Raw genomic sequence first — 24,789 nt, 5'->3', positions numbered from 1 at the left:
CCGGCGGCGCGGGTTTGGCAAGAGGTAGGACCGTGGTCATTCAGAAGAACTGGCAAGAGCTCATCAAGCCGAACAAGCTGCAGGTCTCCGCCGGCGACGATCCCAAGCGGGTCGCCACCGTGGTCGCCGAGCCGCTGGAGCGCGGCTTCGGCACGACGCTAGGCAATTCGCTTCGCCGCGTGCTGCTCTCCTCGCTCCAGGGCGCCGCGGTTACTTCGGTGCAGATCGACGGCGTGCTGCACGAGTTCTCGTCGATCCCCGGCGTGCGTGAGGACGTGACCGACATCGTCCTCAACATCAAGACCATCGCCATCCGCTCGCAGACCGACCAGCCGAAGCGCATGACCCTGCGCAAGACCGGCCCCGGCCTCGTCACCGCGGGTGACATCGGCGCCGTCGGCGACATCCAGATCCTGAACCCCGACCTCGTGATCTGCACCCTGGACGACGGGGCCGAGATCCGCATGGAGTTCACCGTCGCCACCGGCAAGGGCTACGTCCCGGCCGACCGCAACCGTCCCGAGGATGCGCCGATTGGCCTGATCCCGGTGGATGCCCTGTTCTCTCCCGTGACCAAGGTCAGCTACCGCGTCGAGACCACCCGCGAGGGCCAGGATCTCGACAAGGACAAGCTGACCATGACGGTCGAGACCAACGGCGCCGTGTCGCCGGAGGATGCGCTGGCCTACGCCGCACGCATCATCCAGGACCAGCTCCAGGTGTTCGTGAACTTCGAGGAGCCCCGCAAGGAAGAGGCCGCGCCGCTCGCGCCGCAGCTCCCCTTCAACCCGGCCCTGCTCAAGAAGGTGGACGAGCTGGAACTGTCGGTCCGCTCGGCGAACTGCCTGAAGAACGACAACATCGTCTATATCGGCGACCTCATCCAGAAGTCGGAGGGCGAAATGCTGCGCACCCCGAACTTCGGCCGCAAGTCGCTCAACGAGATCAAGGAAGTGCTCGCCGGCATGGGCCTGCACCTCGGCATGGACGTTCCCGGCTGGCCGCCGGAGAACATCGAGGATCTCGCCAAGCGCTTCGAAGAGCACTACTGAGCGGCAAAGCCGCCGCTGGCCTGATGGGGCGCGCCGCACGGCGCCGCCTCTTTGGCCAATCCAAACCGGCGGAATGCGTCGGCTCGACCTCCCGTCCCAGCCGAGCCGGGGCGGGCACTTCCAAAAGAATCCCGCCGCGGGGTGAAGCGGATTTCGTGAAAACAGCCTCAGGGCACTCGGCCGTACCGTGGCACGGCGGCCGTGACTGACAAGGACCAGCCACCATGCGTCACTCCTATCGCGGTCGCCGCTTCAACCGCACCGCCGAGCACCGCAAGGCGATGTTCGCCAACATGTCCGCCGCGCTGATCAAGCACGAGCAGATCGTCACCACCCTGCCGAAGGCCAAGGACCTGCGTCCGGTCGTCGAGAAGCTGATCTCACTCGGCCGCACCGACAGCGTCCATGCCCGCCGCCTCGCCATGGCTCAGATCCGCGACGCGGACATGGTCAAGAAGCTCTTCACGGTTCTCGGCCCGCGCTACCAGTCGCGTCCGGGCGGCTACTGCCGCATCATGAAGGCCGGCTTCCGCTACGGCGACAACGCGCCGATGGCCGTGATCGAGTTCGTGGACCGTGACGTTGATGCCCGCGGCAAGGATTCCGGCCCGACCGCTGTCGAGACGGCCGACGCGGCCTGAGCCCGGCTACTGCCGCAGCATGGCGGAATAGGTGACAATGTAATCGGTGCGAAAGGCGGCCCCAGGGCCGCCTTTTTGCTTGTTCGCTCAGGAGCGGTAAGAACGAGCGTCCGAACCGCCGGTGGAGAAACCATTCGGACGCGGGCACTGGGACAATTGTGCATATGCTACCCTGTCTTGCATCCGCTATCGTCAGCAGGCGCGGCAGGGTGGAAGATCACTGGCAGGGGCGCCTCCTTTTCGGCGTAGCCGGCCGGAAGGCATCGTCGAACGGCAGGATGTGAACCGTGAATGCTCCCAATGAGAGCGCAGAGGTGCTGAGGGATCCGCTGCTCCTCGACAACCAGCTCTGCTACGCGCTTTACGCCGCCGCCCACCGGATGACGAAATCCTACCGGCCGATGCTGGAACGGATGGGGCTGACCTACCCGCAATACCTCGTTCTGCTCGTCCTCTGGGAGACGGACGGGATCACCGTGTCCGAGATCGGCCGGCGCCTGCGCTTGGATTCCGGCACACTCACGCCCGTGCTCAAGCGGCTCGAAACAAGCGGCCTCTTGAACCGCAGCCGCCGTCAGTCCGACGAGCGGGAGGTCGAGATCGCCCTGACCGATCAAGGCCGGGCGCTGCGCGCGGAGGCTGTGGCCGTCCGCCAGTCCGTCATGTGCCAGCTCAACATGTCGGAGCCTGAAATCCAGGCGATGCGCGCCGACCTGAACGCCCTCATCGAGAACCTGTCGACCGCGAGCTGATTGCCGGAAGGCCGCACGCTGTCGGTCGATTTGCCGGTTAAATTTCAGTTGAGTTGCAGCCTCCGCTTCCGTTAGGGACCCATGTCGCTCGGGGTGGAGGGCGACGGCAGCTCCGATTGCGACGACGTGCCTTCCCGTCATCAATCTTTCAAGGAAGTTTGGCCTTGTCTCCCCCCGCGCGGGGCAGGCCCGGCGGCAGACGCTGCGCGCGAACTGCGCCGGCCGCAGGGCGTTTCAATTTAATGACGGCTGGCCCGATCGAGAGCAGCCGCGAAGCGCGGCCCCAGGTCGGCGTGCTGCCGATGCGCCGGACGCCCGAGGGCGGAACGGAAATCCTGCTCGTCACCTCTCGCGAGACGCGGCGCTGGATCATCCCGAAGGGCTGGCCGATGAAGGGGCGCAAGCCCTTCGAGGCTGCTGCCCGCGAGGCCTATGAGGAAGCCGGCATCGTCGGCCGCGTCGGCAAGCGGCCGATCGGCTTCTACCTCTACGAGAAGCGCCTGAAGAACCGCGACGCGGTGCTCTGCCAAGTGACGGTGTTCCCGCTCGACGTGCGCAAGCAGCTCAAGAAGTTTCCTGAGCGGGGCCAGCGCGAAGCCCGCTGGTTTACGCCGTCCGAAGCCGCCGAGATGGTCATCGAGGCAGGTCTCGCCGGCCTGATCCGGGCTGCGGGCAACCGCGATCCGAAGAAGAAGCGCTGATGCGCCCATCAGGTCTGCAGAGCGCTTTTCCAGCGGCCCGCATCACCAGATAGGGCTTTCGGCCTTCGGCCGCTCCAGACGGAGCGGCGCGACGAAGCCTTCGGTTGGCGGCATCTCGGACGGCTTGTTGTAGGGAATCGGTTCGAGCGGGCTCTCGATGCGCATCGTCTGCGCCATCCCGACCGCAGCCGCGGCGATCAGATTGAGAGACAGAAAGCCGAAGCTGACGAACTTTGGAGCATTCCAGCCGTGCAAGACCACGGCGCCGGCCGCTCCGACCGCAGCGAAACCAACGACTTGGTACACCTCCTCTTCACCTCACCCTGCGCGCGCTCGAATAGCTCGCAGGTAACATATAGTGTGTCTTTTTTGCAGCATTTGTGCCGCAGCACACTGACGTCTCGGCCGGCCGAGCCCTACTGTAGGAAGGGCTCGCATCAGCTTCAGAGCTGCGGCTCGATCATCGGCCCGTCGAGCCTTCGCGGTTCTTGCAAGCCCCGCATCGCGTTTCGGGACCCAGCATCGACAGGTCCTCACCGCAGCCATCGAATGGCGGTCCCGTCTTACCGACCCGCCCAGACGGCCTAGAGGCGAGACCCAAAATCCGCCGGGCGACGCGGTTGCAGCTGCCGAGCGCTTCGACGAGGACGGCATCGACGAGTAACACCGTGATCCGGTTGTCCAAGCCTACGGCGACGACGCTTGCGCGCCACCGGACTCACTCTTTGATGAACGCCGCACTCCCGCCCTCGGATCGTGCAGCGACGGCCTCCTCCTCGAAGGCAGGGGCCTATCCGTAGTGGGCGACGAACCGACGGCGGCCAGTCACGTCCGGATCGGCGAACTCCATAGCCTCATTCGCGAGAGCCGGCGATACCAGCGGACGCTCTTCTGCATTCCCAGGATATCGCGGCGATGCCGCTGTGCGGATCCTCGGCCTTCACGACGCCGAGGCGCCGGACTGGTGGCACCGACGGCGTGCGATCCGTACGGCTCGGTGGTCACGACGCCCAAACGAAAACGGGCGCGGAGCTTTCGCTCCACGCCCGCCACACAATTCCTGCTGTGAGAGGCCTCAGGCCGCCGTGCCGGCCGCTTCGGCCGCCGCCGCCTGATCCTCGACCAGCTTCCAGGTCTTGGTCTTGGAATAGGGACGGGACTCCTCGATGAATACCGTCTGGCCGACCTTGGCCGTGTTGGCCTCGTCGTGCGCATGATAGTTCTTCGAGCGGCGAACCGTCTTCTTCATCACCGGGTGGGTGAAGCGACGCTCCACCTTCACGACGATGGTCTTATCGGTCTTGTCGCTGACGACGACGCCTTGAAGGACGCGCTTGGGCATGTGGAATCTCCTCAGGCCTTGGCCGCGTCCAGCGTCTTCTGACGCTGCAGCGTGCGGACACGGGCGATGTCGCGGCGGACCTCACGGACCCGGGCGACGTTCTCGAGCTGGCCCGTCGCGCCCTGGAAGCGCAGGTTGAACTGCTCCTTCTTCAGGCTGATGAGCTCGTCGGAAAGCTGATCCGCCGACAGAGCGCGCAGATCAGACAGTCTCTGGTCGGACTTCATGATCTCTTCCTATCAATCAGCGATGCGCTGGATGACGCGGGTGCGCACCGGCAGCTTCGCGGCACCGAGGCGCAGAGCCTCGCGGGCGATGTCCTCGGCAACGCCATCGACCTCGAACATGATGCGGCCGGGATGGACCCGGGCCGCCCAGTATTCGGGGGCGCCCTTACCAGAGCCCATGCGGACCTCGGTGGGCTTGGCGGTGACGGGCAGATCCGGGAACACCCGGATCCACACCCGGCCCTGACGCTTCATCTCGCGGGTGATCGCGCGGCGGGCCGCCTCGATCTGGCGCGCGGTGATGCGCTCGGGCTCCAGGCACTTGAGGCCGAACTGGCCGAAGTTCAGCTCAAAGCCGCCCTTGGCCGCGCCATGGATGCGTCCCTTGAACTGCTTACGGAACTTGGTCTTCTTGGGTTGCAGCATGGCAGCCTCTCATCATTCTCCAGATGGCTCGCGATTACGCGTTGGCGTGATCGCGGCGGCCACGGCCACCACGGTCGTCGCCGTCCCGCTCGCGGCGCCCGCCGGAACGGCCGCCCTCTTCCTGCGCCTTCTTATCCTGAGCCATGGGATCGTGCTCGAGGATCTCGCCCTTGAACACCCACACCTTGATGCCGCAGGTGCCGTAGGTGGTGAAGGCGGTGGCGGTGCCATAATCCACGTCCGCGCGCAGCGTGTGCAGCGGAACGCGGCCCTCACGGTACCACTCGGTGCGGGCGATCTCGGCGCCGCCGAGACGGCCGGCGCAGTTGATGCGGATGCCCTCGGCGCCTAGGCGCATGGCCGACTGCACGGCGCGCTTCATGGCGCGACGGAAGGCGACGCGGCGCTCGAGCTGCTGCGCGATGGACTCGGCGACCAGCGTCGCGTCGACCTCGGGCTTGCGCACCTCGACGATGTTGATCGTCACATCGGCCTTGGTCATCGTGCCGACGAGCTTGCGCAGCTTCTCGATGTCCGCGCCCTTCTTGCCGATCACCACGCCCGGACGGCCCGAGTGGATGGTGACGCGGCACTTCCGGTGCGGACGCTCGATGACGATCTTCGAGACGGCGGCCTGCTTGAGCTGCTTCATGAGGGCGGCGCGAATGGCCACGTCCTCGTGCATCAGCTTGGCGTACTCGCCCTTCTCGGCGAACCAGCGCGAATCCCAGGTCCGGTTGATGCCGAGACGCAGGCCGATCGGATTGATCTTCTGACCCATGGGTAACTCCTCAGGCCGCTTCAGCGCGCACTTCGCGAACCACGATCGTGAGGTTCGAGAAGGGCTTCAGGATGCGCGCGCCGCGACCGCGGGCACGGGCGTGGAAGCGCTTGAGCACCAGCGCCTTGCCGACGAAGGCCTGGGAGACGACGAGATCGTCCACGTCGAGGTCGTGGTTGTTCTCGGCGTTGGCGATTGCGCTCTCGAGGCACTTCTTCACATCGCGGGCGATGCGCTTGCGGGAGAATTCGAGGTCGGCGAGCGCCGATTCGACCTTCTTGCCGCGGATCAGCGCCGCCACGAGATTGAGCTTCTGGGGCGACACGCGGAGCATCCGCGCGACGGCCTTCGCCTCGTTCTCGGGGAGCGCGCGGGGGGTGGCAGGCTTGCCCATCTCAGCGCCTCTTCGCCTTCTTGTCGGCCGCGTGACCGGGGAAGGTGCGGGTCGGCGAGAACTCGCCGAACTTGTGACCGACCATCTCCTCGGTGACGTAGACCGGGATATGCTTGTGTCCGTTGTGCACACCGAAGGTGATGCCGACGAACTGCGGGAGAATCGTGGAGCGGCGGCTCCAGATCTTGACGACCTCGTTGCGGCTGCCGCCGCGGGCGGCGTCGGCCTTCTTGAGGAGGTAGCCGTCGACGAACGGCCCTTTCCAGAGGGAACGTGCCATGGCTGTTACTTCTTGCGGTTATGGCGGCTGGACAGGATGAAGACGTCGGTCCGCTTGTTGGACCGGGTCTTCTTCCCCTTGGTGGGCACGCCCCAGGGCGTGACCGGGTTCCGGCCGCCCGAGGTGCGACCCTCGCCACCGCCGTGCGGGTGATCGACCGGGTTCATGGCGACACCGCGGTTGTGCGGGCGCTTGCCGAGCCAGCGGTTGCGGCCGGCCTTACCCAGCGAGATGTTCATGTGGTCCGGGTTCGAGACCGCACCCACGCTCGCGAAGCACTGGCCGTGCACGAGGCGCTGCTCGCCCGAATTCAGGCGCAGCGTCACGTAGCCCTGGTCGCGTCCGACGATCTGAGCATAGTTGCCAGCGGAGCGAGCGATGGCGCCGCCCTTGCCGATCTTCAGCTCGACGTTGTGGACGATGGTGCCCACCGGCATCGAGCCAATCGGACCGGCATTGCCCGGCTTCACGTCGACGCTCTCACCCGCGACCACCTTGTCGCCCGGCGACAGGCGCTGGGGGGCGAGGATGTAGCTCTGCTTCCCGTCGGGGAAGGTGATGAGCGCGATGAAGGCGGTGCGGTTGGGATCGTACTCGATCCGCTCCACCGTCGCGGGAACGTTGAGGTTCTCGCGACGCTTGAAGTCGACGTTGCGCAGGACCCGCTTGTGGCCACCGCCGCGGAAGCGGACGGTGATGCGGCCCAGGTTGTTGCGGCCACCCGAGGAGCTCTTGCCCTCGGTCAGCGCCTTCACCGGCTTGCCCTTGTAGAGCTCACGGCGGTCGACGAGCACGAGCTGGCGCAGGCTCGGCGTGACCGGTTTGAATGTCTTCAAGGCCATCGGCTTGATCCTAACGCTTCAAGTCTCAGAGGCCGGTCGTGACGTCGATCGAATCACCCTCGGCGAGGGTGACGATCGCCTTCTTCACGTCCGAACGCTGCCCGCGCTGCCCGCGGAAGAACTTCTTCTTGCCCTTGGTCGTGAGCGTGTTCACGCCCGTGACCTTGACGTCGAACAGCTTCTCGACCGCTTCCTTGATCTGCGGCTTGGTGGCCTTCGGGGCGACCCGGAAGACGACCTTGTTCTGCTCGGTGAGGTTGGTCGCCTTCTCCGTGATGACGGGGGAGACGATCACATCGTAGTGGCGCGGATCAGCACTCATTTGAAGCGCTCCTCCAGCGCGTCGACGGCGGCGCGCGTCAGCACGAGCGTGTCGCGGCGCAGAATGTCGTAGACGTTGATGCCCTGGACGGGCAGCACGTCGATCTTCGGGATGGCGCGGGCGGCGCGACCGAAGTTCTCGTCGACCTCCGAGCCACCGATGATCAGCGCGCTCGACAGGCCGAGCTTCTCGAAGCGCTCGACCATCGCCTTCGTCTTGTGGCTGTCGACCTTGATATCGTCCACGACGATCAGGGTCGAGGTCTTCGCCTTCGACGACAGAGCGTGCTTGAGGGCGAGCGCACGGACCTTCTTGGGAAGGTCGTGGCCGTGGTCGCGCACCACCGGACCAAAGGCCCGGCCACCGCCGCGGAACTGCGGAGCGGATGCGGCGCCGTGACGGGCGTTGCCGGTGCCCTTCTGCTTGTACAGCTTCTTCGAGGTGCGATCGACATCCGAGCGGTTCTTGACCGCGTGGGTGCCGGCGCGCCGCTTGGCGAGCTGGTAGCGCACCATGCGCTGCAGGATGTCGGCGCGCGGCTCAAGGCCGAAAATCGCCTCGTTGAGCTCGACCGAGCCGGCGGAGCCGCCGTCGAGCGTGGTGATATCGAGTTTCATCACGCGTTCTCCTCGGACGCCGGAGCCTCGGCAGCGCCGTTGGCCGAACCGTTCTCACGGAACTTGCCCGGCAGCGGCACGTCGGCGGGCAGCTTGCGCTTCACCGAGTCGCGAACTTGGATCCAGCCGCCGGCGACACCGGGAACGGCGCCCTCGACGAGGATCAGGCCGCGCTCCGGATCGGTACGGACGACCTTCAGGTTCTGCGTGGTGACGCGCTCGACGCCCAGATGTCCCGGCATCTTCTTGTTCTTGAAGGTCTTGCCCGGATCCTGGCGGCCACCGGTCGAACCGATCGAGCGGTGGGAGATCGACACGCCGTGGGTGGCGCGCAGACCGCCGAAGTTCCAGCGCTTCATACCGCCGGCGAAGCCCTTACCCGTGGTGGTGCCCGTCACGTCGACGAACTGACCCGGGATGAAGTGGTCCGCGGTGATCTCGGCACCGACCGGGATCAGCGCGTCCTCGGACACGCGGAACTCGGCGAGCTTCTTCTTGGGCTCGACCTTGGCGACCGCGAAGCGACCGCGCTCGGCCGCCGACACGTTCTTCACCTTGGCCTTGCCGACGCCGACCTGGAGGGCGACGTAGCCGTCCTTCTCGGTCGTGCGGTGTGCCACAACCTGGCACTGATCGATTTGAAGCACGGTGACGGGCACATGCTCGCCTGCGTCCGTGAAGACGCGGGTCATGCCGACCTTCCGTGCGATGACGCCTGAGCGCATAGGTCTCTCCCTCGCGCGATGAAACGGTAAGCTCTAAATCCAGCGCGGACTTAGAGCTTGATCTCCACGTCCACGCCAGCGGCGAGGTCGAGCTTCATCAGCGCGTCCACGGTCTGCGGCGTCGGGTCGACGATATCGAGCACCCGCTTGTGCGTGCGCATCTCGAATTGTTCGCGCGACTTCTTGTCGATGTGCGGCGAGCGGTTCACCGTGAACTTCTCGATATGCGTCGGCAGTGGGATCGGGCCCCGGATCTGCGCGCCGGTGCGGCGCGCGGTCGAGACGATCTCCTTGGTGGACGCATCGAGGATGCGATGATCGAACGCCTTGAGGCGAATGCGGATGTTCTGACCGTTCATGACCTGACCTCGGCGGAAACGTTGGAAGGGCGGGCGCGAGGGCCCGCCCCTCTTACGTCCCCTGTCGATGATGCCTTGCGGTGGCGGTTAGTCGTTGATGGCGGCGACGACGCCGGCACCGACGGTACGGCCGCCCTCGCGGATGGCGAAGCGCAGCTTCTCTTCCATGGCCACCGGCACGATCAGCTCGACGTCCATGGTCACGTTGTCGCCCGGCATCACCATCTCGGTGCCCTCGGGCAGCGTGCACACCCCGGTCACGTCCGTGGTGCGGAAGTAGAACTGCGGGCGGTAGTTGGTGAAGAACGGCGTGTGGCGGCCGCCCTCTTCCTTCGTCAGGATGTAGGCCTCGGCCTTGAACTTCTGGTGCGGCTTCACCGAACCCGGCTTGCACACGACCTGGCCGCGCTCCACGTCCTCGCGCTTCGTGCCGCGCAGCAGCACGCCGACGTTGTCGCCCGCCTGGCCTTGGTCGAGCAGCTTGCGGAACATCTCGACGCCGGTCACCGTCGTCGTCGTGGTCGGACGGATGCCGACGATCTCGACCGTCTCGCCGACCTTGACGATGCCGCGCTCGACGCGACCCGTCACCACCGTGCCGCGGCCCGAGATCGAGAACACGTCCTCGATCGGCATCAGGAACGGCATGTCGATCGGACGCTCCGGCTGCGGGATGTAGGCGTCGACCGTCTCCATCAGCTTCAGCACGGCGTCGCGGCCGATCTTCGGCTCCTTGTCCTCGAGCGCCATCAGGGCCGAGCCCTTGGTGATCGGGATGTCGTCGCCGGGGAAGTCGTACTTCGAGAGAAGCTCGCGCACCTCGAGCTCGACGAGCTCAAGGAGCTCCTCGTCATCGACCATGTCGACCTTGTTGAGGAACACGACGAGCGCCGGCACGCCGACCTGACGGGCGAGCAGGATGTGCTCGCGGGTCTGCGGCATCGGGCCGTCGGCGGCGGACACGACCAGGATCGCGCCGTCCATCTGGGCGGCACCGGTGATCATGTTCTTCACGTAGTCGGCGTGGCCGGGGCAGTCGACGTGGGCGTAGTGGCGGTTGGTGGTCTCGTACTCGACGTGGGCGGTCGAGATCGTGATGCCGCGCGCCTTCTCCTCCGGCGCCTTGTCGATCTGGTCGTAGGCCGTGAAGGTCGCCCCGCCCGACTCCGCCAGAACCTTCGTGATCGCCGCCGTCAGCGACGTCTTGCCGTGATCGACGTGTCCGATCGTGCCGATGTTGCAGTGCGGCTTGGTACGGGAGAACTTTTCCTTACCCATCTGGGCCTCCTAATCGTCTGTCTCGTGGATCAAAGAAGCTTTGCGCGCTCGCCCTTAGGCGTACTTGGCGATGACCTTATCGGCCTCGCCGCGCGGCACTTCCTCGTAATGGTCGAACTGCATCGTGAAGTTGGCGCGGCCCTGGGAGAAGGAGCGCAGCTGGTTCACGTAGCCGAACATGTTGGCCAGCGGCACCATCGCGTTGATGACGTTGGCGTTGCCCCGCATGTCCTGGCCCTGGATCTGGCCGCGGCGGGAGTTGAGGTCGCCGATGACCGAGCCGGTATACTCTTCCGGCGAGACGACCTCGACCTTCATCACCGGTTCCAGCAGGACCGAGCCGCCCTTCTGAAGCGCCTCGCGGAAGGCGGCGCGAGAGGCGATCTCGAAGGCGAGCGCCGAGGAGTCGACGTCGTGGTAGGCGCCGTCGATCAGCTCTACCTTCACGTCGACCACCGGGAAGCCGGCGAGCACGCCCGCGCCGAGGACCGAGTTGAGGCCCTTCTCGACGCCGGGGATGTACTCCTTCGGCACCGCGCCGCCGACGATCTTCGACTCGAACGAGAAGCCGGCGCCCGGCTCGTTCGGCTCGACGACGAATTTCACCCGAGCGAACTGACCGGTACCGCCGGTCTGCTTCTTGTGGGTGTAGTCGATCTCCTGACGGCGGGTCAGCTTCTCGCGGTAGGCCACCTGCGGCTGGCCGATATTGGCGTCGACCTTGTAGGTGCGGCGCAGGATGTCGACCTTGATGTCGAGGTGGAGCTCGCCCATCCCCTTGAGGATGGTCTGGCCCGACTCCTGGTCCGTCGAGACGCGGAAGGACGGATCCTCGGCGGCGAGCTTCGAGAGCGCGATGCCGAGCTTCTCCTGGTCGGCCTTCGACTTCGGCTCGACGGCGATCTCGATGACGGGCTCGGGGAACTCCATCTTCTCGAGGATCACAGCCTTGTTCGGATCGCACAGGGTGTCGCCGGTGCGGGTGTCCTTGAGGCCGGCCAGGGCGACGATGTCGCCGGCGTAAGCCTCCTTGATGTCCTCGCGGTTGTTGGCGTGCATCAGCAGCATGCGGCCGACGCGCTCCTTCTTGTCGCGCGAGGAGTTCAGGACGCTCGTGCCCGACTCGACCTTGCCCGAATAGACGCGGCAGAAGGTGATGGTGCCGACATGAGGGTCGTCCATGATCTTGAAGGCGAGCATGGAGAAGGGATCTTCATCCGACGGCTCGCGCTTGACGGGCTCCTCGGTCTTGAAGTCGAGTCCGTCGACGGCGCCGCGATCCACCGGGGACGGCAGGTAATCGACGACGGCGTCGAGGAGCGGCTGCACGCCCTTGTTCTTGAAGGCCGAGCCGCACAGCACCGGATGGAAGGCGCGAAGCTGCACGGCGCGACGCACGAGGCGGCGCAGACCGTCCTCGTCCGGCTCCACGCCGTCGAGATACGCGGTCATCGCCTCGTCATCGAGCTCGACGCAGGCCTCGACCAGCTTGGTGCGATACTCGACAGCCTGATCCTTCAGGTCGGCCGGGATCTCTTCCTCGGCGAAGTTGGCGCCGAGCGCCTCGCCGGACCAGACGATCGCCTTCATCTTGATGAGGTCGATCACGCCCTTGAAGCTCGACTCCGCGCCGATCGGCAGCTGGAGGCAGACCGGCTTGCCGGCGACGCGGCCGATGATGTCGGCGACGCATTTGAAGAAGTCGGCGCCGATCTTGTCCATCTTGTTGACGAACACGACGCGCGGCACGTCGTACTTGTCGGCCTGACGCCACACGGTCTCGGTCTGGGGCTCGACGCCCTGGTTGCCGTCGAGCACGCAGACGGCGCCGTCGAGCACGCGAAGCGAGCGCTCCACCTCGATGGTGAAGTCGACGTGGCCGGGGGTGTCGATGATGTTCAGACGCTTGTCGCGCCAGAAGCAGGTGGTCGCAGCCGAGGTGATCGTGATGCCACGCTCCTGCTCCTGCTCCATCCAGTCCATCGTCGCGGCGCCCTCATGGACCTCGCCGATTTTATGGGACTTGCCGGTGTAGTAGAGGATCCGCTCGGTCGTCGTGGTCTTGCCGGCATCAATGTGGGCCATGATGCCGAAGTTGCGGTAGTCCTCGATCGCGTGCGTGCGGGGCATCGGGGTCTCTCCGGATAGGGGCGGACAGGCGCACCCCCTTGGGTGCGCCTCAGCGAATTACCAGCGGTAGTGCGAGAAGGCGCGGTTGGCCTCGGCCATCCGGTGGGTGTCTTCACGCTTCTTGACAGCGTTGCCGCGGTTGTTGGCGGCATCGAGCAGCTCGGCCGACAGGCGCTCGACCATGGTGCGGTCGTTGCGGCCGCGGGCGGCTTGGATCAGCCAGCGGATGGCGAGAGCCTGACGGCGCTCGGTGCGGACCTCGACGGGGACCTGGTAGGTCGCGCCGCCGACGCGGCGGGAGCGGACCTCGATCGCCGGGGCGACGTTGTCGAGCGCGGCGCGGAACACCTCGATCGGGTTGGCGCGAGCGCGGCTCTCGACGAGATCGAAGGCGCCGTAGACGATGCGCTCGGCGGTCGACTTCTTGCCCTCGTACATGATGGAATTCATGAACTTGGTGAGGACGACGTCGCCGTACTTGGCGTCCGGGATGATCTCGCGCTTCTCGGCAGAGTGACGACGGGACATGTTTTCGACTCTCGAAAATATGGTCTTAAGCGCCTCGCGCAGGCCGCCTTGAGCTGATCGCCGGCGACATCCTTACGAGGCCGTGGAAATGGCCGTCCGGGTAAACCTTACTTCGGACGCTTCGCACCGTACTTCGAACGGCGCTGCTTGCGGTTCTTGACGCCCTGCGTGTCGAGCACGCCGCGCAGGATGTGGTAGCGCACGCCCGGAAGATCCTTCACGCGGCCGCCGCGGATCATGACCACGGAGTGCTCCTGAAGGTTGTGGCCCTCACCGGGGATGTAGCCGATCACCTCGAAGCCGTTGGTCAGGCGCACCTTGGCAACCTTACGAAGTGCCGAGTTCGGCTTCTTCGGGGTCGTGGTGTAGACGCGCGTGCAGACGCCGCGCTTCTGCGGGCAGGCGTTGAGCGCCGGCACCTTGTTGCGCGCCTTCTGCGCCTTGCGCGGCTGGGCGATCAGCTGGTTGATCGTCGGCATCCTGTGCCCTCTTCATCCGGCCGCGCAGGGCGGCCACCGTCTGAAACCTGTCGAAGCCCCTTGCGGAGCGGTCGGTCCGCAGGCGAACCTGCGGCAAAACGAATAGCGCCAGAGGCCGATAAAGGCCTTTGGCGATGGTGAGGCAGAGGATCACGCCGTAAAACGACGCGTTCTTACCCGCTGATCTGACGAATACGTCAGGGTGTGATGCCGGTATCGGTCTGACGACGGTCGCCGAAGCCCCTGGCTTCGACCCGAAAGCGACTCTCGATCCACCGGAGTGGCGCGCTTCTACGCGGGCGGTCCGGCTCCGTCAATGCCCGGAGAGGATAAAGTTCGGTGAACGCGTCCCTCTCGTGCGGCCAAGCTAATTTGCGGGCGTTTCTTCACTATTCAGCCGCATCCGAGAGGCGAAACGCCTCGATTCCGCGCCGGTCCGGGTTGATTTCGGCCAGTGCGCGCTTCGCGGTTTCCAGCGGATGTTCGGCGTCGATTCGGACCGAGGCGAGATCCGGGCTCTTGTAGACGGTGACGACGGTGTCCATCACCTCGGTCAGCGTCGTGCGCTTGTCCTCCGGGGCGGCAATCAAGAGCTGCAGCCCCCAGGCGCGGAAGAGATCGACCAGGGACTGGCTGTTGCGCACATCGAGCTTGGAGAAGGCCTCGTCGAGAAGGCACAGGCCCAGACCCGGTGTTTCGTCGCCGGGGCGGTCGCCGGGGTAATAGGCTGAGGCCATCGAGGCGGCGATCGCCACGTAGAACGGCGCCTGCGCCTCGCCGCCCGAGCCGCGCAGGGCCCGGCTCGACAGAGTCGTGCGGTTGCCCGCCCGATCGCGCATGCCGATCTCGTAGACGAAGTAGTTGCGGTAATCGGCGAGCCGCGCCGCGCTCTCCTCGCCCTCGATCAAGGCGGTGATTTCCGCGAGCGCCGCAGCGAGCGGGCTTTTGTCCGCCCCTTCCTCCGGCCCCGGAAGGATCGCCTGCGCCGCGTCGGGCGAGCGGGCGACCTCGGTGGCGAGCGCGTGTACGGCAGCATAGCGGCGGTCCACCTCGGCCTCGAAAGCGTAGGTCTGGCCGGTGAAGGTCTGCGAGGCGAGGCGCTCGTTCAGCGCGTCGAGGCGGGCGCGCATCCGCTCGAACTTGTCGGCAAGCCGCGTCAGCAGATCCTCGGTCATGAGGCGGCGCATTTCGGCCTCGGCGCGCAGCGACTGGTCGCGATAGCGGCGCAGTTCGTGGCCCGCCACCTCGTCGCGCTCGCGCACGGCCCAGGCATAGCCGTAGGAGGCCGGCTGCTCGCCAGAGCCCAGCGGGTTCTCGACCCGCCACGCGGCGCAGTACTCAGCGAGATCGCGCTCGGCGGCGCGGCCCTGGTTGCGCACGCTGTCGGCGGCCTCGCGGGCAGAGGCGCGCGCCTGCGAGGCCAGCGCGGCGAGCGCCTTGGTGTCGAGTGCGGCCCGTTCGGCCCGCGCCGCAGCGATGCCGGCGACCGTGCCCGGCATGTCGGCCGGCACCGTGCCGGTGAGGCGGATGCGCACCGTGTCGCCGGTGGTCCAACGCCGGAGCGCGGTGCGGTAGGCCAGGAAGGCGGCGCGCGCCGCCTCCTTGCCCTGCGCGACTCGCGCCTTCAGGCCGGCTTCCTCGGCGAGCAGAGCGTCACGCTTGGGCTCCAGAACCTGCACCAGTTCGGTGAGATAGGCGGAGCGCTCCTTCTGAAGCTCCTTCAGTTCCGCCTCGATCACGCCGGCATCGGCGCGGGCGACCGTTTCCTGCTCGGTGGCGAGGCTGCGGCGGCGGCCCTCGATGGCGTCGGCTTCGGCGCGCAGGGCCTCCAGATCGACCGGCGCCTCGGCGAGGCGGCTGCGCAGCAGGCTCGCGATGCGGGCAGCCTCTCGCATCACGGTTGCCTCGGCGCGCAAGGTCCTCGCTTCTTCCCGCGCCTCGTCGAGGCGGCGGCGGGTCTCGGCGGTGGGCCCGCGCTGGCCGCGGGTCATCATCAGCGGCACCGGGCGCACCACCGAATAGGCCATGCCCGAGGTCGAGCGTCCGCTCGGCGCCACCGCCCGGCTCATGTTGCGCAGCGCCGCGTCGTCGGGGGCGAGGTCGTAGCCGCCGAGCCGTGCGGCGAGGAAGGCCTCGGCGTGGTCGCTGTCGGTCTCGATCAGCCCCATAGGACCGTCATCGAAACGCCGCGCGGCGCGCCGGGCCGTGTCGGTGGTCTTCACCAACAGGCAGCGGAAAAATTGATTCTTTCGCGACTCGAGCAGGGCGAAGGCGCGGTCGAGGCGGTCGGGCTCGACCACCAGGGCCTCGCGGGCGCGCCCCAAGAGACCTTCCAGCGCCGGGCCCCATTTCGGATCGACGATCTCGGCGAGTTCGCAGATCGGCGCCGCCTCGATGCCGAGCCGGCCCAGTTCCTCGCGGAACGCCTCCGTATCGGAGGACAGGCGCGCGGCCGAGGAGCGCCCGGCATTCACCTGCGTGTCGAGGCCGCGAACCTCGTTCTCGCGCTCGCGGGCCTTGAGGGCGAGGTCTTCCGCTTCGTCTTCCAGGGCACTCGCGATGTCGGGCATCTGCGCGAGACCGTCCAGCAGCCCCTTCAACGGCCCGTCGACCCGTAGGATGTCCTCCGGCGGCGCCTCGCGCCTGAGCCCGGAGCGGGCGCAGGCCTCGACGATGCGCGCGGCCTGAAGATCGATCCGGCGCAAGGGTCCGCTGATCGCGCTGAGGCGCCCGGCATCCTGCACGAGGCCGACGATGGCGGCGAGCCGGTTGGTCAGGTCGCGCCGATCGCGGGCGGCCATGGCGAGGCCGGCATGCGAGGCGGCGAGCCGCGCCTCCGCCGCGCTGCCGACGATCAGCGCCTTGCGGGCGGCGATCTCGGTGTCGATCTCGCGCACGAAGCCCTGGCTCGTCGCCACGCTCTCGCGGGCGATGCGCAGGCGCTCCGACGTCTCGGCAAGGACGCGGCGGGCATCCGCGTGGTCGAGGATGCGGCGGCGCAGATCGGCGCTGCCGGCGCGCATCTCGTCGAGCGCGGCCGTGAGGCTCGCCCGCGCCCAGGATTCGTAGCGCTCGCAGATGCGCGAGAGGTGGGCGAGGCGCTTCTCCAACTCCTCGATCGTCTCCAGGAGCCGCCGCCAGGTCTCGATCGACTGGCGGATGCGGGCGACATCGAGCGGCTCGGCCTCCAGGACGAAGCTGCGCACGAAGGCGCTGGTGTCGAAGATCGGCTTGAAGGCCACCGCGTTGGAGAAGGTGCGCAGGAACTGTCGCGGATCGGGGGTTGCCGCTCCCTCGCGCAGAGTGGCGAGCACGGCCGCGGTGAAGCGCTCGCCGGAGGTGCGGAATTCTTCGAAACTGTCGGCCCGGCGGCGCAGGTCCGCGGCGACCTCGGCCCAGGGGGCGACGAAGCTGCCCTCGCTCGTCTCCCGCACGTAATCGGCGATCTCGAAGCGGTGGCCGATCGCAACGAAGCGGGAGAGCGTCTCTTCCTTCGGCTCCTCCGAGCGGGCCGCCAGCGCCAGCCCGACGGTGACGACGCGCCCGCTCTGCGGGTTTTCAAAGACGAGCGCGATGATCGTCTCGCAGGCCTCCCGCGTCGGGCGCCCGCCCTCGGCCGGATCGCTGATCCAGCCGAGGCAGTAGTCGCGCACCGTGCGGGCAGAGCGGCCCGAGGCGGAGGCGTTGAGCGCGAGCCGGCTCGCATTGTTGCCGGCCAGAACGGTTCCGACCGCGTCAAAGATCGTCGACTTACCCGCCCCCGTGGGACCGACGAGCGCCGCCGCGCCCCGGATCCGGATCTGCTCGCGCCGGATGAGGTACCAATTCGAGATCGCGATGTCGGTGAGACGGTACACCGGCCCTGCCGCCTGTCTCCGAGAGTGAATGATGGAGAGCGCAATGGACGCTGCGTCCGGCCCACGCAAGGGCCGGGTCGCCCGAGGCCGCGAGGCGCTCTCGATCGGCACAACCCAGGGCCGCTCGAACCGCCGGATACGCGCCGCCCGAACGGCCGACCGCGAAGAACCAACAATCACTGAGCCGTGATTTGACGAGTAGACACCAATGCGAGACCAGAGCCGGATATTCCCGAGCCGTACTCGACGCGCCGGACAACTGTCACGGATTCAATTCAACGACAGGTTTATGAAAGATGTTCGATTACTGTATTTTGACGGCCACCTACGTACTTTGACACGCAACGAGGCCGCTGAATTCGAGATAAACACCGCGCGATCCGTGCCATACGACAACACGCGCTCTACGTCCGCCCAGACCATCAATTGTTGACATGCCCGCCCGCCGTCCCCGCCCGAGTCACGGGATCCTGTTTGTCGTTGCGTCCCTTGTCCTATGGGGCACGGCATCGTGGCTGGCCGGCACCATCATTTGGGTATGACGTTGGTTCAGATGTCTTTTTTGTAGGCGATATAGCCTCCGAAAACGTAGCCTCCCTGCAATGCGAAGAGGGAAGCAGCGATCATCAGCAGATCCGCCACGGCAAAATGGTTGCTGTGAAAGTGGTAGACGACCCGTATGACGATAACAATGAAACTCGCGACCGCAAGCACTCCCCAGCGATAGAACAAGCCGATCAGCATACCGGCGATGATAAGCAATAAAATCGCTAGCACGGGATCATGATCCTATTCTGCCGGCGTGGCGCCAAGCAGCCTTTTCACAGAGATCTTTCCCAGGGGTACCGCCTCATTGACCTGCGCGCAAAGGCGCAGGTGGCGTAAAACTAGGCTGATTTTGCATGTTCCTATTTATCGGACGGCACCGTTAACGAAACGGTTAGCCTGTCAGCGAGGCCAACCGGCAGGCAGACAGCACCCGTCAGCACCATCGTCTTTGGCGAACGTCGAGCGCCCATGCGACGACATTCGTACGGCGGTCCCTGTCCCGCAGGCTGGCCCGGGATTGCTCCGCAACGCGGCGGCGGCCCTTGCTGCAATTTAGTTGACTCAGTCAACTTTTGAGACGACGCTGGTGTCCATGGATGACACCATCGCCGCGTTTCGCCGCTTCAACCAATTCTTTACCGAGCTGGTCGGCGCGCTTGACGATCAATTCCTCGGCTGCGACGTGACGCTGCCGGAAGCGCGCCTGCTGTTCGAGATCGCGATGCACGATCCGACGGAAGAGCCCGCGACCGCGCGCGCCATGCAGGCCAGGCTCGGGATGGATGCGGGCTTCGTCAGCCGGATCCTCGCCCGCTTCGAAGAGCGGGGCTGGATCACCCGTGCCCGCGGCACGGATGCGCGCGCGCGGCCGATCCATCTGACCGAGGCCGGACGCAGCGCGTTCGAACTCGTCGACGAACGGCAACGGACGGCCATCGTCGGTCTCGTTGGCGGGCTCGATCCGGTCCAGCGGGCAGATTTGGCGGAAGCCATGGCGCGGGTGCGCCTCTTGTTGCGGCCCGAGACGAGTCCGGGCTTCGTGATCCGCCCGTTCCGCACCGGCGATATGGGCCTGATCACGGCCCGCCAGTCGATGCTCTACGCCCAGAGCCACGGCTGGGGCCGCGGCCTGGAAATCGTCGAGGGCGAGGCCACCACCGCATTCCTGCGGAGCTTCAAGCCGGGGCGCGAGCAGTGCTGGGTGGCCGAGATCGACGGCGTGATGGCGGGCTCCGTCTTCCTTACTGACGAGGGCGAGGACGTCGCGCGGCTGCGCCTCCTCTACGTCGAGCCCTTCGCCCGATGCCGTGGCATCGGTGACACGCTGGTCCAGACCTGTATCGGCTTCGCTCGCGAGACGGGCTATGCCCGCCTGACGCTGTGGACCCATACCGTTCTGGAGGGCGCACGGCGCATCTATGCCCGTCACGGCTTCCACCGCATCGACACCGCGACTCACACCGCCTTCGGTACGCCGATCCAAGGCGAGACCTGGATGCTGGATCTGCATGATCCGGTGGAGGCACCGGCACAGCCGGCACAGGCGGTGTGACGGGGGTCCCCCCGCCACGGTGGGATCGCTTCATGGAATGCCGGCTCGGGGCGGCCTTCCGGCGAGCGCCGCTCAGCCGCTAAAGTTCCGCGCGAGCCATGTCCCGGCAGCGGCGAGATCGGCTTGGGACAAGCCGTGACCCGCCGGGTTGACGGTGTGGGTCACCGACGCGCCGGCCTGCCCGAGACTCGCGGCGAGCCGCTCGGCATTGTCGGCGGGCACGATCGGGTCAAGGGCACCCGATAGCAGCAGCACCGGACGACCGGCAAGGTCGACCGCCGGGCTCTCGGCGAGGGGTACCATCGCCCGCAGCAGAACCGCACCCGCCAGCACCTCCGGATGCAGCAGCAGGGTCGCGGCGGCGATATTCGCCCCGTTCGAGAAGCCGACCGCCACGGGCGCCGCGAGCCCGTAGGCGTCGCGCGCCTGCGCCACGAAGGCGGCGAGGTCGCCGGCCCGGCGACGGACATCCGCCTCGTCGAACACGCCCTCCGCGAGGCGGCGGAAGAAGCGCGGCATGCCGTTCTCCAGAACCGGCCCGCGCGGCGAGAGCAGCGCGGAGCCGGGCGAGAGCGCGCGGCCAAGAGGAAGCAGGTCGGTCTCGTCGCCGCCCGTGCCGTGCAGCAGCAGGAGCGGCGGGGCATTCGCGTCGGTGCCGGGCTCGAAGCGGTGGACGAAGTCGAAGGTGACGCCGTTCGTCATGGCTGTCTCCGTTCATTCCGGGGAGGGCGCGACCGCCCGGAACGATCCGGGCGGTCGCGGGGTGAGGTTCAGGCGACCTTCGGCAGCACCGCCTCGATCCGCCCGCGATGCGGCTCGAGGAAGGGCGGCAGCTTCAGCGCGGTCCCGAGTTCCGCCGCCGGCTCGTCGATGGCGAAGCCGGGGACGTCGGTCGCGATCTCGAACAGCACGCCGCCGGGCTCGCGGAAGTAGACCGAGCGAAAGTACTGCCGGTCGCGCTGCTCGGTGACGGACAGGCCGTGCCGCTCGCTCAGCCGCTCCGTCATCGCCGCCTGGGCCGCGTCATCGGCGGCGCGGAAGGCGATGTGGTGGACCGAGCCCGCCCCCTGCCGTCCGGGCAGAAAGTCGCCGACCGCCCGGAGCGTCACGAACCCGCCCAAGGCCGCCCCGCTCGTCAGCCGGATCTGGCTGCCCTCGCGGGCCGCCTCCTCGAATCCGAGCACGTCGGTGAGGATCGCGGCGGTCGCCTCCGCCTCGCGCAGCAGCAGGGTGGTGCCGTGGAAGCCGCGGATCGCCGCGTCCGGCGCGATGTCGTCCGCGATCCAGGCCGGCTCGGCCTCCGCCCCCTCGACGCCGACGAGGGCCAGCGGCATCCCGTCGGGATCGCGGAAGCGCAGCACCGTCTCGCCGAAGACGCTCACCGGCGCCTCGTGGGCGACGTTGAGCGCAACGAAGCGGTGCGCCCAGATGCCGATGGCGGCCCGCGGCACGCGGAAGGCCGTCTCCGAGACCTGCCCGATCCCGACCCGGCCGGGGGCGGCCTGGGCGATCGGGAAGAAGGTCAGGATCGTGCCGGGCGCGCCCGCTTCGTCGCCGAAATAGAGGTGGTAGGTGCCGGGATCGTCGAAGTTGACGGTCTTCTTCACCAGCCGCAGGCCGAGCACGCGGGTGTAGAAGTCGATGGTGCGGGCGGTGTCGCTCGCGAACGCCGTGACGTGATGGATGCCGTGTGCGCTCATGATGCAGGTCTCCTGTCGAGGGGATCGCCGCGGGAGCCACTCGGGCCAGGCTGCGATCGGTGTGAGACCAATCTGGCCCTTGCGCCGTCCGATGAAAACGGAAACGATTGAAACGTATCGTTTCCGGATTTGAACCATGGCAAAGCTCCCCGATTTCGAGGCCTGGGCCGTCTTCGCGGTGGTGGCTGATGCCCTCTCCTTCGCACGCGCGGCCGAGGAACTCGGGCTGTCGAAGGCCACGGTCTCGAAGGCGGTGGCACGGCTCGAGACCCGGCTCGGCGCACGGCTGTTCCACCGCACCTCCCGCCGCCTCGCCCTGACCGAGGCCGGGCGGCTCGCGCGGGAGGACGCGGCGGGGCTCCTCGCGGCCGGCGAGGCGGCGGAGGCCCGCGCGCTGGACGCCAACGGCGTGCCGCGGGGGCGGGTGCGGCTCGCCGCCCCGATGTCGTTCGGTGTCGCCCATCTCGCGCCGGTGCTGCCGGAATTTCTGGCCGCGCATGCGCAAGTCTCGGTCGATCTGCACCTGTCGGACGCGGTGGTCGATCTCGTCGGCGGCGGGTTCGATCTGGGCCTGCGCATCGCCGCACTGCCCGATTCCTCGCTCCGGGTGCGGCGGCTCTGCGGCGTGCGCCGCTCGCTCGTGGCGACGCCGGCCTATCTCGAACGGCACGGGGCCCCGCAGCATCCGGAGGATCTGCAGGGCCGCGCCTGCCTCGGCTACGCCTACCTGCCGACGCCGGACCGCTGGCCCTTCACCAACGCCGCCGGCGAGACGGCCACCATCGTCCCCGAGGGGCCGCTCCGGGCCAACAATGCCAACGCCCTGGCGCCGGCTCTGCGCGCCGGACTTGGGCTCGCGGTACAGCCGGACTTCACCATCTGGGAGGATCTGAAGTCGGGTCGCCTCGAGCGGGTGATGCCGGACTGGCAGCCGCCGCCCATCGCCCTCAACCTCGTGATGCCGCCCGGCCTGCCGCGGCCGGCGCGGGTTTCGGCGCTGATCACCTTTCTGGAGCGAGCGTTTTCGACCGCCCCCTGGGCGCAGCCCGAGGGTCAGCTCCCCCTCGCCTCCCCGGCCGAGGCCCAGGCGCGGACCTGATCCATCCAGGCATCCGGCGACAGCACGGTGATGCCCGGCATCACCATCAGCGGCGTCACGCGCTCGGCGCGGTCGCGCTCGCCCAGCCGCAGGGCCCCCTTGCGGGCGAACAGGCGCAGGATCTCGATCAGCCGCGCCTCGTCCGGCGGCTCGGTGCGAGCGGCAGAGCGGATCGCGTCGGCGATGTCGTCGGTGGTGCATTCCACCGTGCCGTCGGTGGAGACGCGGTGGTCGCGCAGGCCCTCCTCGTAGGCGAGCCGCAGCGCCAACAGCACCAGCGTCTCGTCCTTGCGCAGGCGCTCGCCCTGCGCGTCGTGGCGCACGCCATCGGGCGGCAGGGCCAAGAACACCATCTGGTCGCGGTGGGCGACCTCGAAGCGGTAGCCGAGGCAGGCGAAGTAGTCGCGGAAGAACGGCGCGTAGTGCCGGGCGAGCTCGTAGGAGCGGCCGATGCCGGTGGTCGCGGCGTAGATGCACTGGCTCTTCAGCATCACCTGAAGCGCGCGGATCAGCTCCTCCTCGCTCGGCGCGGAACTGCCGGGCGGCGGCATCTCCTCACCGTCGAGGATAGCGCGGAAGGGTTCGAGCATCGCTTCTGTCCGATCAGCCTGCTTTGCCGGCTCTACGTCGCACGGCCGGGGCCGGGACGCGCTCGATGAGGAAGTCCGGGCAATCGAGCCAGCCGTTGGAGACGCGGCCCTCGATCCGGGCGACGCGGTAGCGCTCACGCAGCACGCCGTCGAACAGCACGTCGATCTCGCGCAGGCGTTGGAACACGACGAAGGCATCGACGTCGTCGATCGGGATGTTCGAGCCGCGCAGGGACTTCACCTGAGAGAGCCGCGCGTCGAGATAGGCGACGATGCGCTCCGGTGTCACCGTGATGCGGCGGCGGAACGCGTCCTTGGCGGCGATGAAGGCCTCGATCGCCGGATCGATGTCGATCTCGGGCAGCGGTTCGTACTCGATGAGCCGGCGCGGCATGCGCGGATTGGTGAGCTGCGGCGGGCCGATCGGTGGGCGCAACAGCGAGACCTGCGGCAGGGGCAGGCCGGCCAAGGTGTCCACGACCAAGTCGTCCTCGCCCGCGCCGACCGCGCGAAGTGCCGCCGCCGCCCGCTCGATCCGGGCGGAATCGCGCGGATCGCGGTAGCGCAAAGCCGCCGAGATGCGCCGCTCCAGCCGCGTCACGACCTCGGCGACCGCATCGAGATGCGGGTCGAGCCCTTCGAAGATCGAGAGGATCTCGACGAGATCGGTGCGCACCATCCGCTCGGCGGCCGTGATGTCGGCGGCGCGGCCCTCGCGCAGGTTGCCGTCGGCGAGCGCCCTGAGCGTCAGCGGATCGCGCAAGGCGCGGCCCGCCTCCCGTACGATGCCGGAGCGGAAGCGGAACGGATTGAAGCGGGTGTGCAGCGTCCGGTAGTCGGAGACGAGGTGGCGCTCGACGAACTCCTCGAAATAGAGCCGGAACGCGGCGCTGAGGTCGGGCTCGCGCAGGATGCGCTCTTCGAGTTTGCGCATGGCGCCGGCCAGCCCGCGCAGATGGCCGAGGAAGGTGCGCGAGGCCTTGGCCGCGTTGCGCAGGGCCTCGGAGCGTTCGGCCGGGCTGGCGATGGCGCTTTCTAGCGCGCTCAGGACTTCGAGCACCGCGCCGCCGTAGGAGCGGGTCTCGCCGCGCTCGATCCGGGCCAGTTCCTCGATCAGCAAGCGCGCATCGGGATCGAAATCGACCACCGGCACGTAGCGCTCGCGCCGCTCCACCAGCCAGCCGGCTTCGATCAGCCGCCGGAACACCGCCGAGCGCCGCTCGATCGGATCGACGGGGGTGGCCTCGTCGTCGGCGATTTCGGCCTGGCTCCAGCCGACGGAGAAGTCGCCGATGGCGGCCAACAGCTCGCTCTTGCGCAGGGGCTCGGCGGCGTCGCCGAACACGCGGGCGTGCAGGTGCAGCAGCAGAGCCGCGTTGAAGGCGCGGCTCGGCGAGGCGAGCGGTCGAAAGAGGTCGTCGGCGAGATGGGTGAACAGCATGACGGGACGGGCGCGACCACAACCCGCTCGGGCGCCGACGGTCAATGCTCGCGCCGCACTATCCCAGGGCAATCGCTTGAAGCGATTTCCCTGGTTTGTTGGCATGCCTCAGTCGCCGGCGCCCG

Annotated in this window: 28 protein-coding genes; 6 read left to right on the top strand and 22 right to left on the bottom strand. The window is 67.5% G+C overall.

What is annotated here, in order from left to right; genetic code table 11:
* The first annotated feature begins 32 nt into the window (after positions 1-32).
* The 4 genes from LPC10_RS11035 (at position 33) to LPC10_RS11020 (ending at position 3,146) form a co-directional block, all read left to right on the top strand.
* On the top strand, positions 33-1,052 hold the full coding sequence (locus tag LPC10_RS11035) for a DNA-directed RNA polymerase subunit alpha (RefSeq protein ID WP_012454038.1): 1,020 nt from the start codon (positions 33-35) through the stop codon (positions 1,050-1,052).
* A gap of 224 nt (positions 1,053-1,276) precedes the next feature.
* The gene (rplQ, locus tag LPC10_RS11030) at positions 1,277-1,693 is read left to right on the top strand and encodes a 50S ribosomal protein L17 (protein ID WP_108940095.1); all 417 of its coding nucleotides are present in this window, start codon (positions 1,277-1,279) and stop codon (positions 1,691-1,693) included.
* A 287-nt stretch (positions 1,694-1,980) separates the two neighbouring features.
* Entirely contained in the window at positions 1,981-2,445 is a 465-nt protein-coding gene (locus tag LPC10_RS11025; protein ID WP_231346706.1) for a MarR family winged helix-turn-helix transcriptional regulator, read from the top strand.
* Between the two features lie 242 nt (positions 2,446-2,687).
* Positions 2,688-3,146, top strand: coding sequence for an NUDIX hydrolase (locus tag LPC10_RS11020; RefSeq protein ID WP_231346705.1), 459 nt, complete (start codon positions 2,688-2,690; stop codon positions 3,144-3,146).
* A gap of 42 nt (positions 3,147-3,188) precedes the next feature.
* Here LPC10_RS11020 and LPC10_RS11015 read toward each other — a convergent pair whose 3' ends face one another.
* From LPC10_RS11015 to LPC10_RS10930, 18 genes are all read right to left on the bottom strand, one after another.
* The gene (locus LPC10_RS11015) at positions 3,189-3,452 is read right to left on the bottom strand and encodes a hypothetical protein (protein WP_231346704.1); all 264 of its coding nucleotides are present in this window, start codon (positions 3,450-3,452) and stop codon (positions 3,189-3,191) included.
* Positions 3,453-4,221: 769 nt separating this feature from the next.
* Complete coding sequence (gene rpsQ, locus LPC10_RS11010) at positions 4,222-4,488, bottom strand: 30S ribosomal protein S17 (protein WP_012454031.1); 267 nt, start codon at positions 4,486-4,488, stop codon at positions 4,222-4,224.
* 11 nt (positions 4,489-4,499) lie between these two features.
* Positions 4,500-4,715 carry a 50S ribosomal protein L29 gene (gene rpmC / locus LPC10_RS11005; RefSeq protein ID WP_003597107.1) on the bottom strand — a complete coding sequence of 72 codons (216 nt, stop codon included), beginning with the start codon at positions 4,713-4,715 and terminating at the stop codon, positions 4,500-4,502.
* Positions 4,716-4,727: 12 nt separating this feature from the next.
* Entirely contained in the window at positions 4,728-5,141 is a 414-nt protein-coding gene (gene rplP, locus LPC10_RS11000; RefSeq protein ID WP_017485512.1) for a 50S ribosomal protein L16, read from the bottom strand.
* 34 nt (positions 5,142-5,175) lie between these two features.
* Positions 5,176-5,922, bottom strand: coding sequence for a 30S ribosomal protein S3 (gene rpsC / locus LPC10_RS10995; RefSeq protein WP_017485511.1), 747 nt, complete (start codon positions 5,920-5,922; stop codon positions 5,176-5,178).
* A gap of 10 nt (positions 5,923-5,932) precedes the next feature.
* Positions 5,933-6,316, bottom strand: coding sequence for a 50S ribosomal protein L22 (gene rplV, locus LPC10_RS10990; protein ID WP_108940089.1), 384 nt, complete (start codon positions 6,314-6,316; stop codon positions 5,933-5,935).
* Between the two features lies 1 nt (position 6,317).
* Positions 6,318-6,596, bottom strand: coding sequence for a 30S ribosomal protein S19 (gene rpsS / locus LPC10_RS10985; RefSeq protein ID WP_003597098.1), 279 nt, complete (start codon positions 6,594-6,596; stop codon positions 6,318-6,320).
* A 5-nt stretch (positions 6,597-6,601) separates the two neighbouring features.
* The gene (rplB, locus tag LPC10_RS10980; protein ID WP_231346703.1) at positions 6,602-7,438 is read right to left on the bottom strand and encodes a 50S ribosomal protein L2; all 837 of its coding nucleotides are present in this window, start codon (positions 7,436-7,438) and stop codon (positions 6,602-6,604) included.
* Between the two features lie 25 nt (positions 7,439-7,463).
* Positions 7,464-7,760 carry a 50S ribosomal protein L23 gene (locus LPC10_RS10975; protein WP_108940088.1) on the bottom strand — a complete coding sequence of 99 codons (297 nt, stop codon included), beginning with the start codon at positions 7,758-7,760 and terminating at the stop codon, positions 7,464-7,466.
* Positions 7,757-8,377: a 50S ribosomal protein L4 gene (gene rplD / locus LPC10_RS10970; RefSeq protein ID WP_108940087.1), complete on the bottom strand. Its 621-nt coding sequence runs from the start codon at positions 8,375-8,377 to the stop codon at positions 7,757-7,759. The genes LPC10_RS10975 and rplD overlap by 4 nt, the downstream gene beginning before the upstream one ends.
* Positions 8,377-9,102 (bottom strand): 50S ribosomal protein L3, encoded by a 726-nt coding sequence (rplC, locus tag LPC10_RS10965; RefSeq protein WP_108940086.1) that lies wholly within the window; start codon positions 9,100-9,102, stop codon positions 8,377-8,379. The genes rplD and rplC overlap by 1 nt, the downstream gene beginning before the upstream one ends.
* A gap of 50 nt (positions 9,103-9,152) precedes the next feature.
* On the bottom strand, positions 9,153-9,461 hold the full coding sequence (gene rpsJ / locus LPC10_RS10960; protein WP_003597088.1) for a 30S ribosomal protein S10: 309 nt from the start codon (positions 9,459-9,461) through the stop codon (positions 9,153-9,155).
* 87 nt (positions 9,462-9,548) lie between these two features.
* The gene (gene tuf, locus LPC10_RS10955) at positions 9,549-10,739 is read right to left on the bottom strand and encodes an elongation factor Tu (protein WP_108940085.1); all 1,191 of its coding nucleotides are present in this window, start codon (positions 10,737-10,739) and stop codon (positions 9,549-9,551) included.
* 54 nt (positions 10,740-10,793) lie between these two features.
* Positions 10,794-12,869 carry an elongation factor G gene (gene fusA, locus LPC10_RS10950; protein ID WP_231346702.1) on the bottom strand — a complete coding sequence of 692 codons (2,076 nt, stop codon included), beginning with the start codon at positions 12,867-12,869 and terminating at the stop codon, positions 10,794-10,796.
* 57 nt (positions 12,870-12,926) lie between these two features.
* A complete protein-coding gene (gene rpsG, locus LPC10_RS10945) occupies positions 12,927-13,397 on the bottom strand; it encodes a 30S ribosomal protein S7 (RefSeq protein ID WP_012454023.1) in 471 nt (156 codons plus the stop codon).
* Positions 13,398-13,504: 107 nt separating this feature from the next.
* Positions 13,505-13,876, bottom strand: coding sequence for a 30S ribosomal protein S12 (rpsL, locus tag LPC10_RS10940; protein ID WP_004447775.1), 372 nt, complete (start codon positions 13,874-13,876; stop codon positions 13,505-13,507).
* Positions 13,877-14,265: 389 nt separating this feature from the next.
* Positions 14,266-17,733: an SbcC/MukB-like Walker B domain-containing protein gene (locus LPC10_RS10935; protein ID WP_231346701.1), complete on the bottom strand. Its 3,468-nt coding sequence runs from the start codon at positions 17,731-17,733 to the stop codon at positions 14,266-14,268.
* Between the two features lie 549 nt (positions 17,734-18,282).
* Positions 18,283-18,510: a hypothetical protein gene (locus LPC10_RS10930; RefSeq protein ID WP_231346700.1), complete on the bottom strand. Its 228-nt coding sequence runs from the start codon at positions 18,508-18,510 to the stop codon at positions 18,283-18,285.
* A gap of 364 nt (positions 18,511-18,874) precedes the next feature.
* On the opposite strand from LPC10_RS10930, the gene LPC10_RS10925 reads away from it, so the two are divergent.
* Positions 18,875-19,834 carry a bifunctional helix-turn-helix transcriptional regulator/GNAT family N-acetyltransferase gene (locus LPC10_RS10925; RefSeq protein WP_231346699.1) on the top strand — a complete coding sequence of 320 codons (960 nt, stop codon included), beginning with the start codon at positions 18,875-18,877 and terminating at the stop codon, positions 19,832-19,834.
* Positions 19,835-19,906: 72 nt separating this feature from the next.
* On the opposite strand, the gene LPC10_RS10920 is transcribed toward LPC10_RS10925, so the two are convergent.
* Positions 19,907-20,536, bottom strand: coding sequence for an alpha/beta hydrolase (locus tag LPC10_RS10920; RefSeq protein ID WP_231346698.1), 630 nt, complete (start codon positions 20,534-20,536; stop codon positions 19,907-19,909).
* 68 nt (positions 20,537-20,604) lie between these two features.
* On the bottom strand, positions 20,605-21,534 hold the full coding sequence (locus tag LPC10_RS10915) for a ring-cleaving dioxygenase (RefSeq protein ID WP_231346697.1): 930 nt from the start codon (positions 21,532-21,534) through the stop codon (positions 20,605-20,607).
* A gap of 136 nt (positions 21,535-21,670) precedes the next feature.
* Here LPC10_RS10915 and LPC10_RS10910 point away from each other — a divergent pair, with 136 nt between their 5' ends.
* Positions 21,671-22,633, top strand: coding sequence for a LysR family transcriptional regulator (locus LPC10_RS10910; protein WP_231346696.1), 963 nt, complete (start codon positions 21,671-21,673; stop codon positions 22,631-22,633).
* Here LPC10_RS10910 and LPC10_RS10905 read toward each other — a convergent pair.
* Positions 22,588-23,223: a DUF4194 domain-containing protein gene (locus LPC10_RS10905; protein ID WP_231346695.1), complete on the bottom strand. Its 636-nt coding sequence runs from the start codon at positions 23,221-23,223 to the stop codon at positions 22,588-22,590. The two genes, LPC10_RS10910 and LPC10_RS10905, sit on opposite strands and share 46 nt — an antisense overlap.
* Positions 23,224-23,236: 13 nt before the next feature.
* Positions 23,237-24,664, bottom strand: a complete 1,428-nt coding sequence (locus LPC10_RS10900; protein WP_231346694.1) for a Wadjet anti-phage system protein JetA family protein — start codon at positions 24,662-24,664, stop codon at positions 23,237-23,239.
* Positions 24,665-24,789: the final 125 nt, after the last annotated feature.

Origin of the sequence: Methylorubrum sp. B1-46, from assembly GCF_021117295.1 — a bacterium.
Lineage (GTDB): Bacteria > Pseudomonadota > Alphaproteobacteria > Rhizobiales > Beijerinckiaceae > Methylobacterium.
The sequence above is the reverse complement of the archived record's forward strand: the minus strand, read 5'-3'. Positions and strand labels throughout refer to the sequence as shown.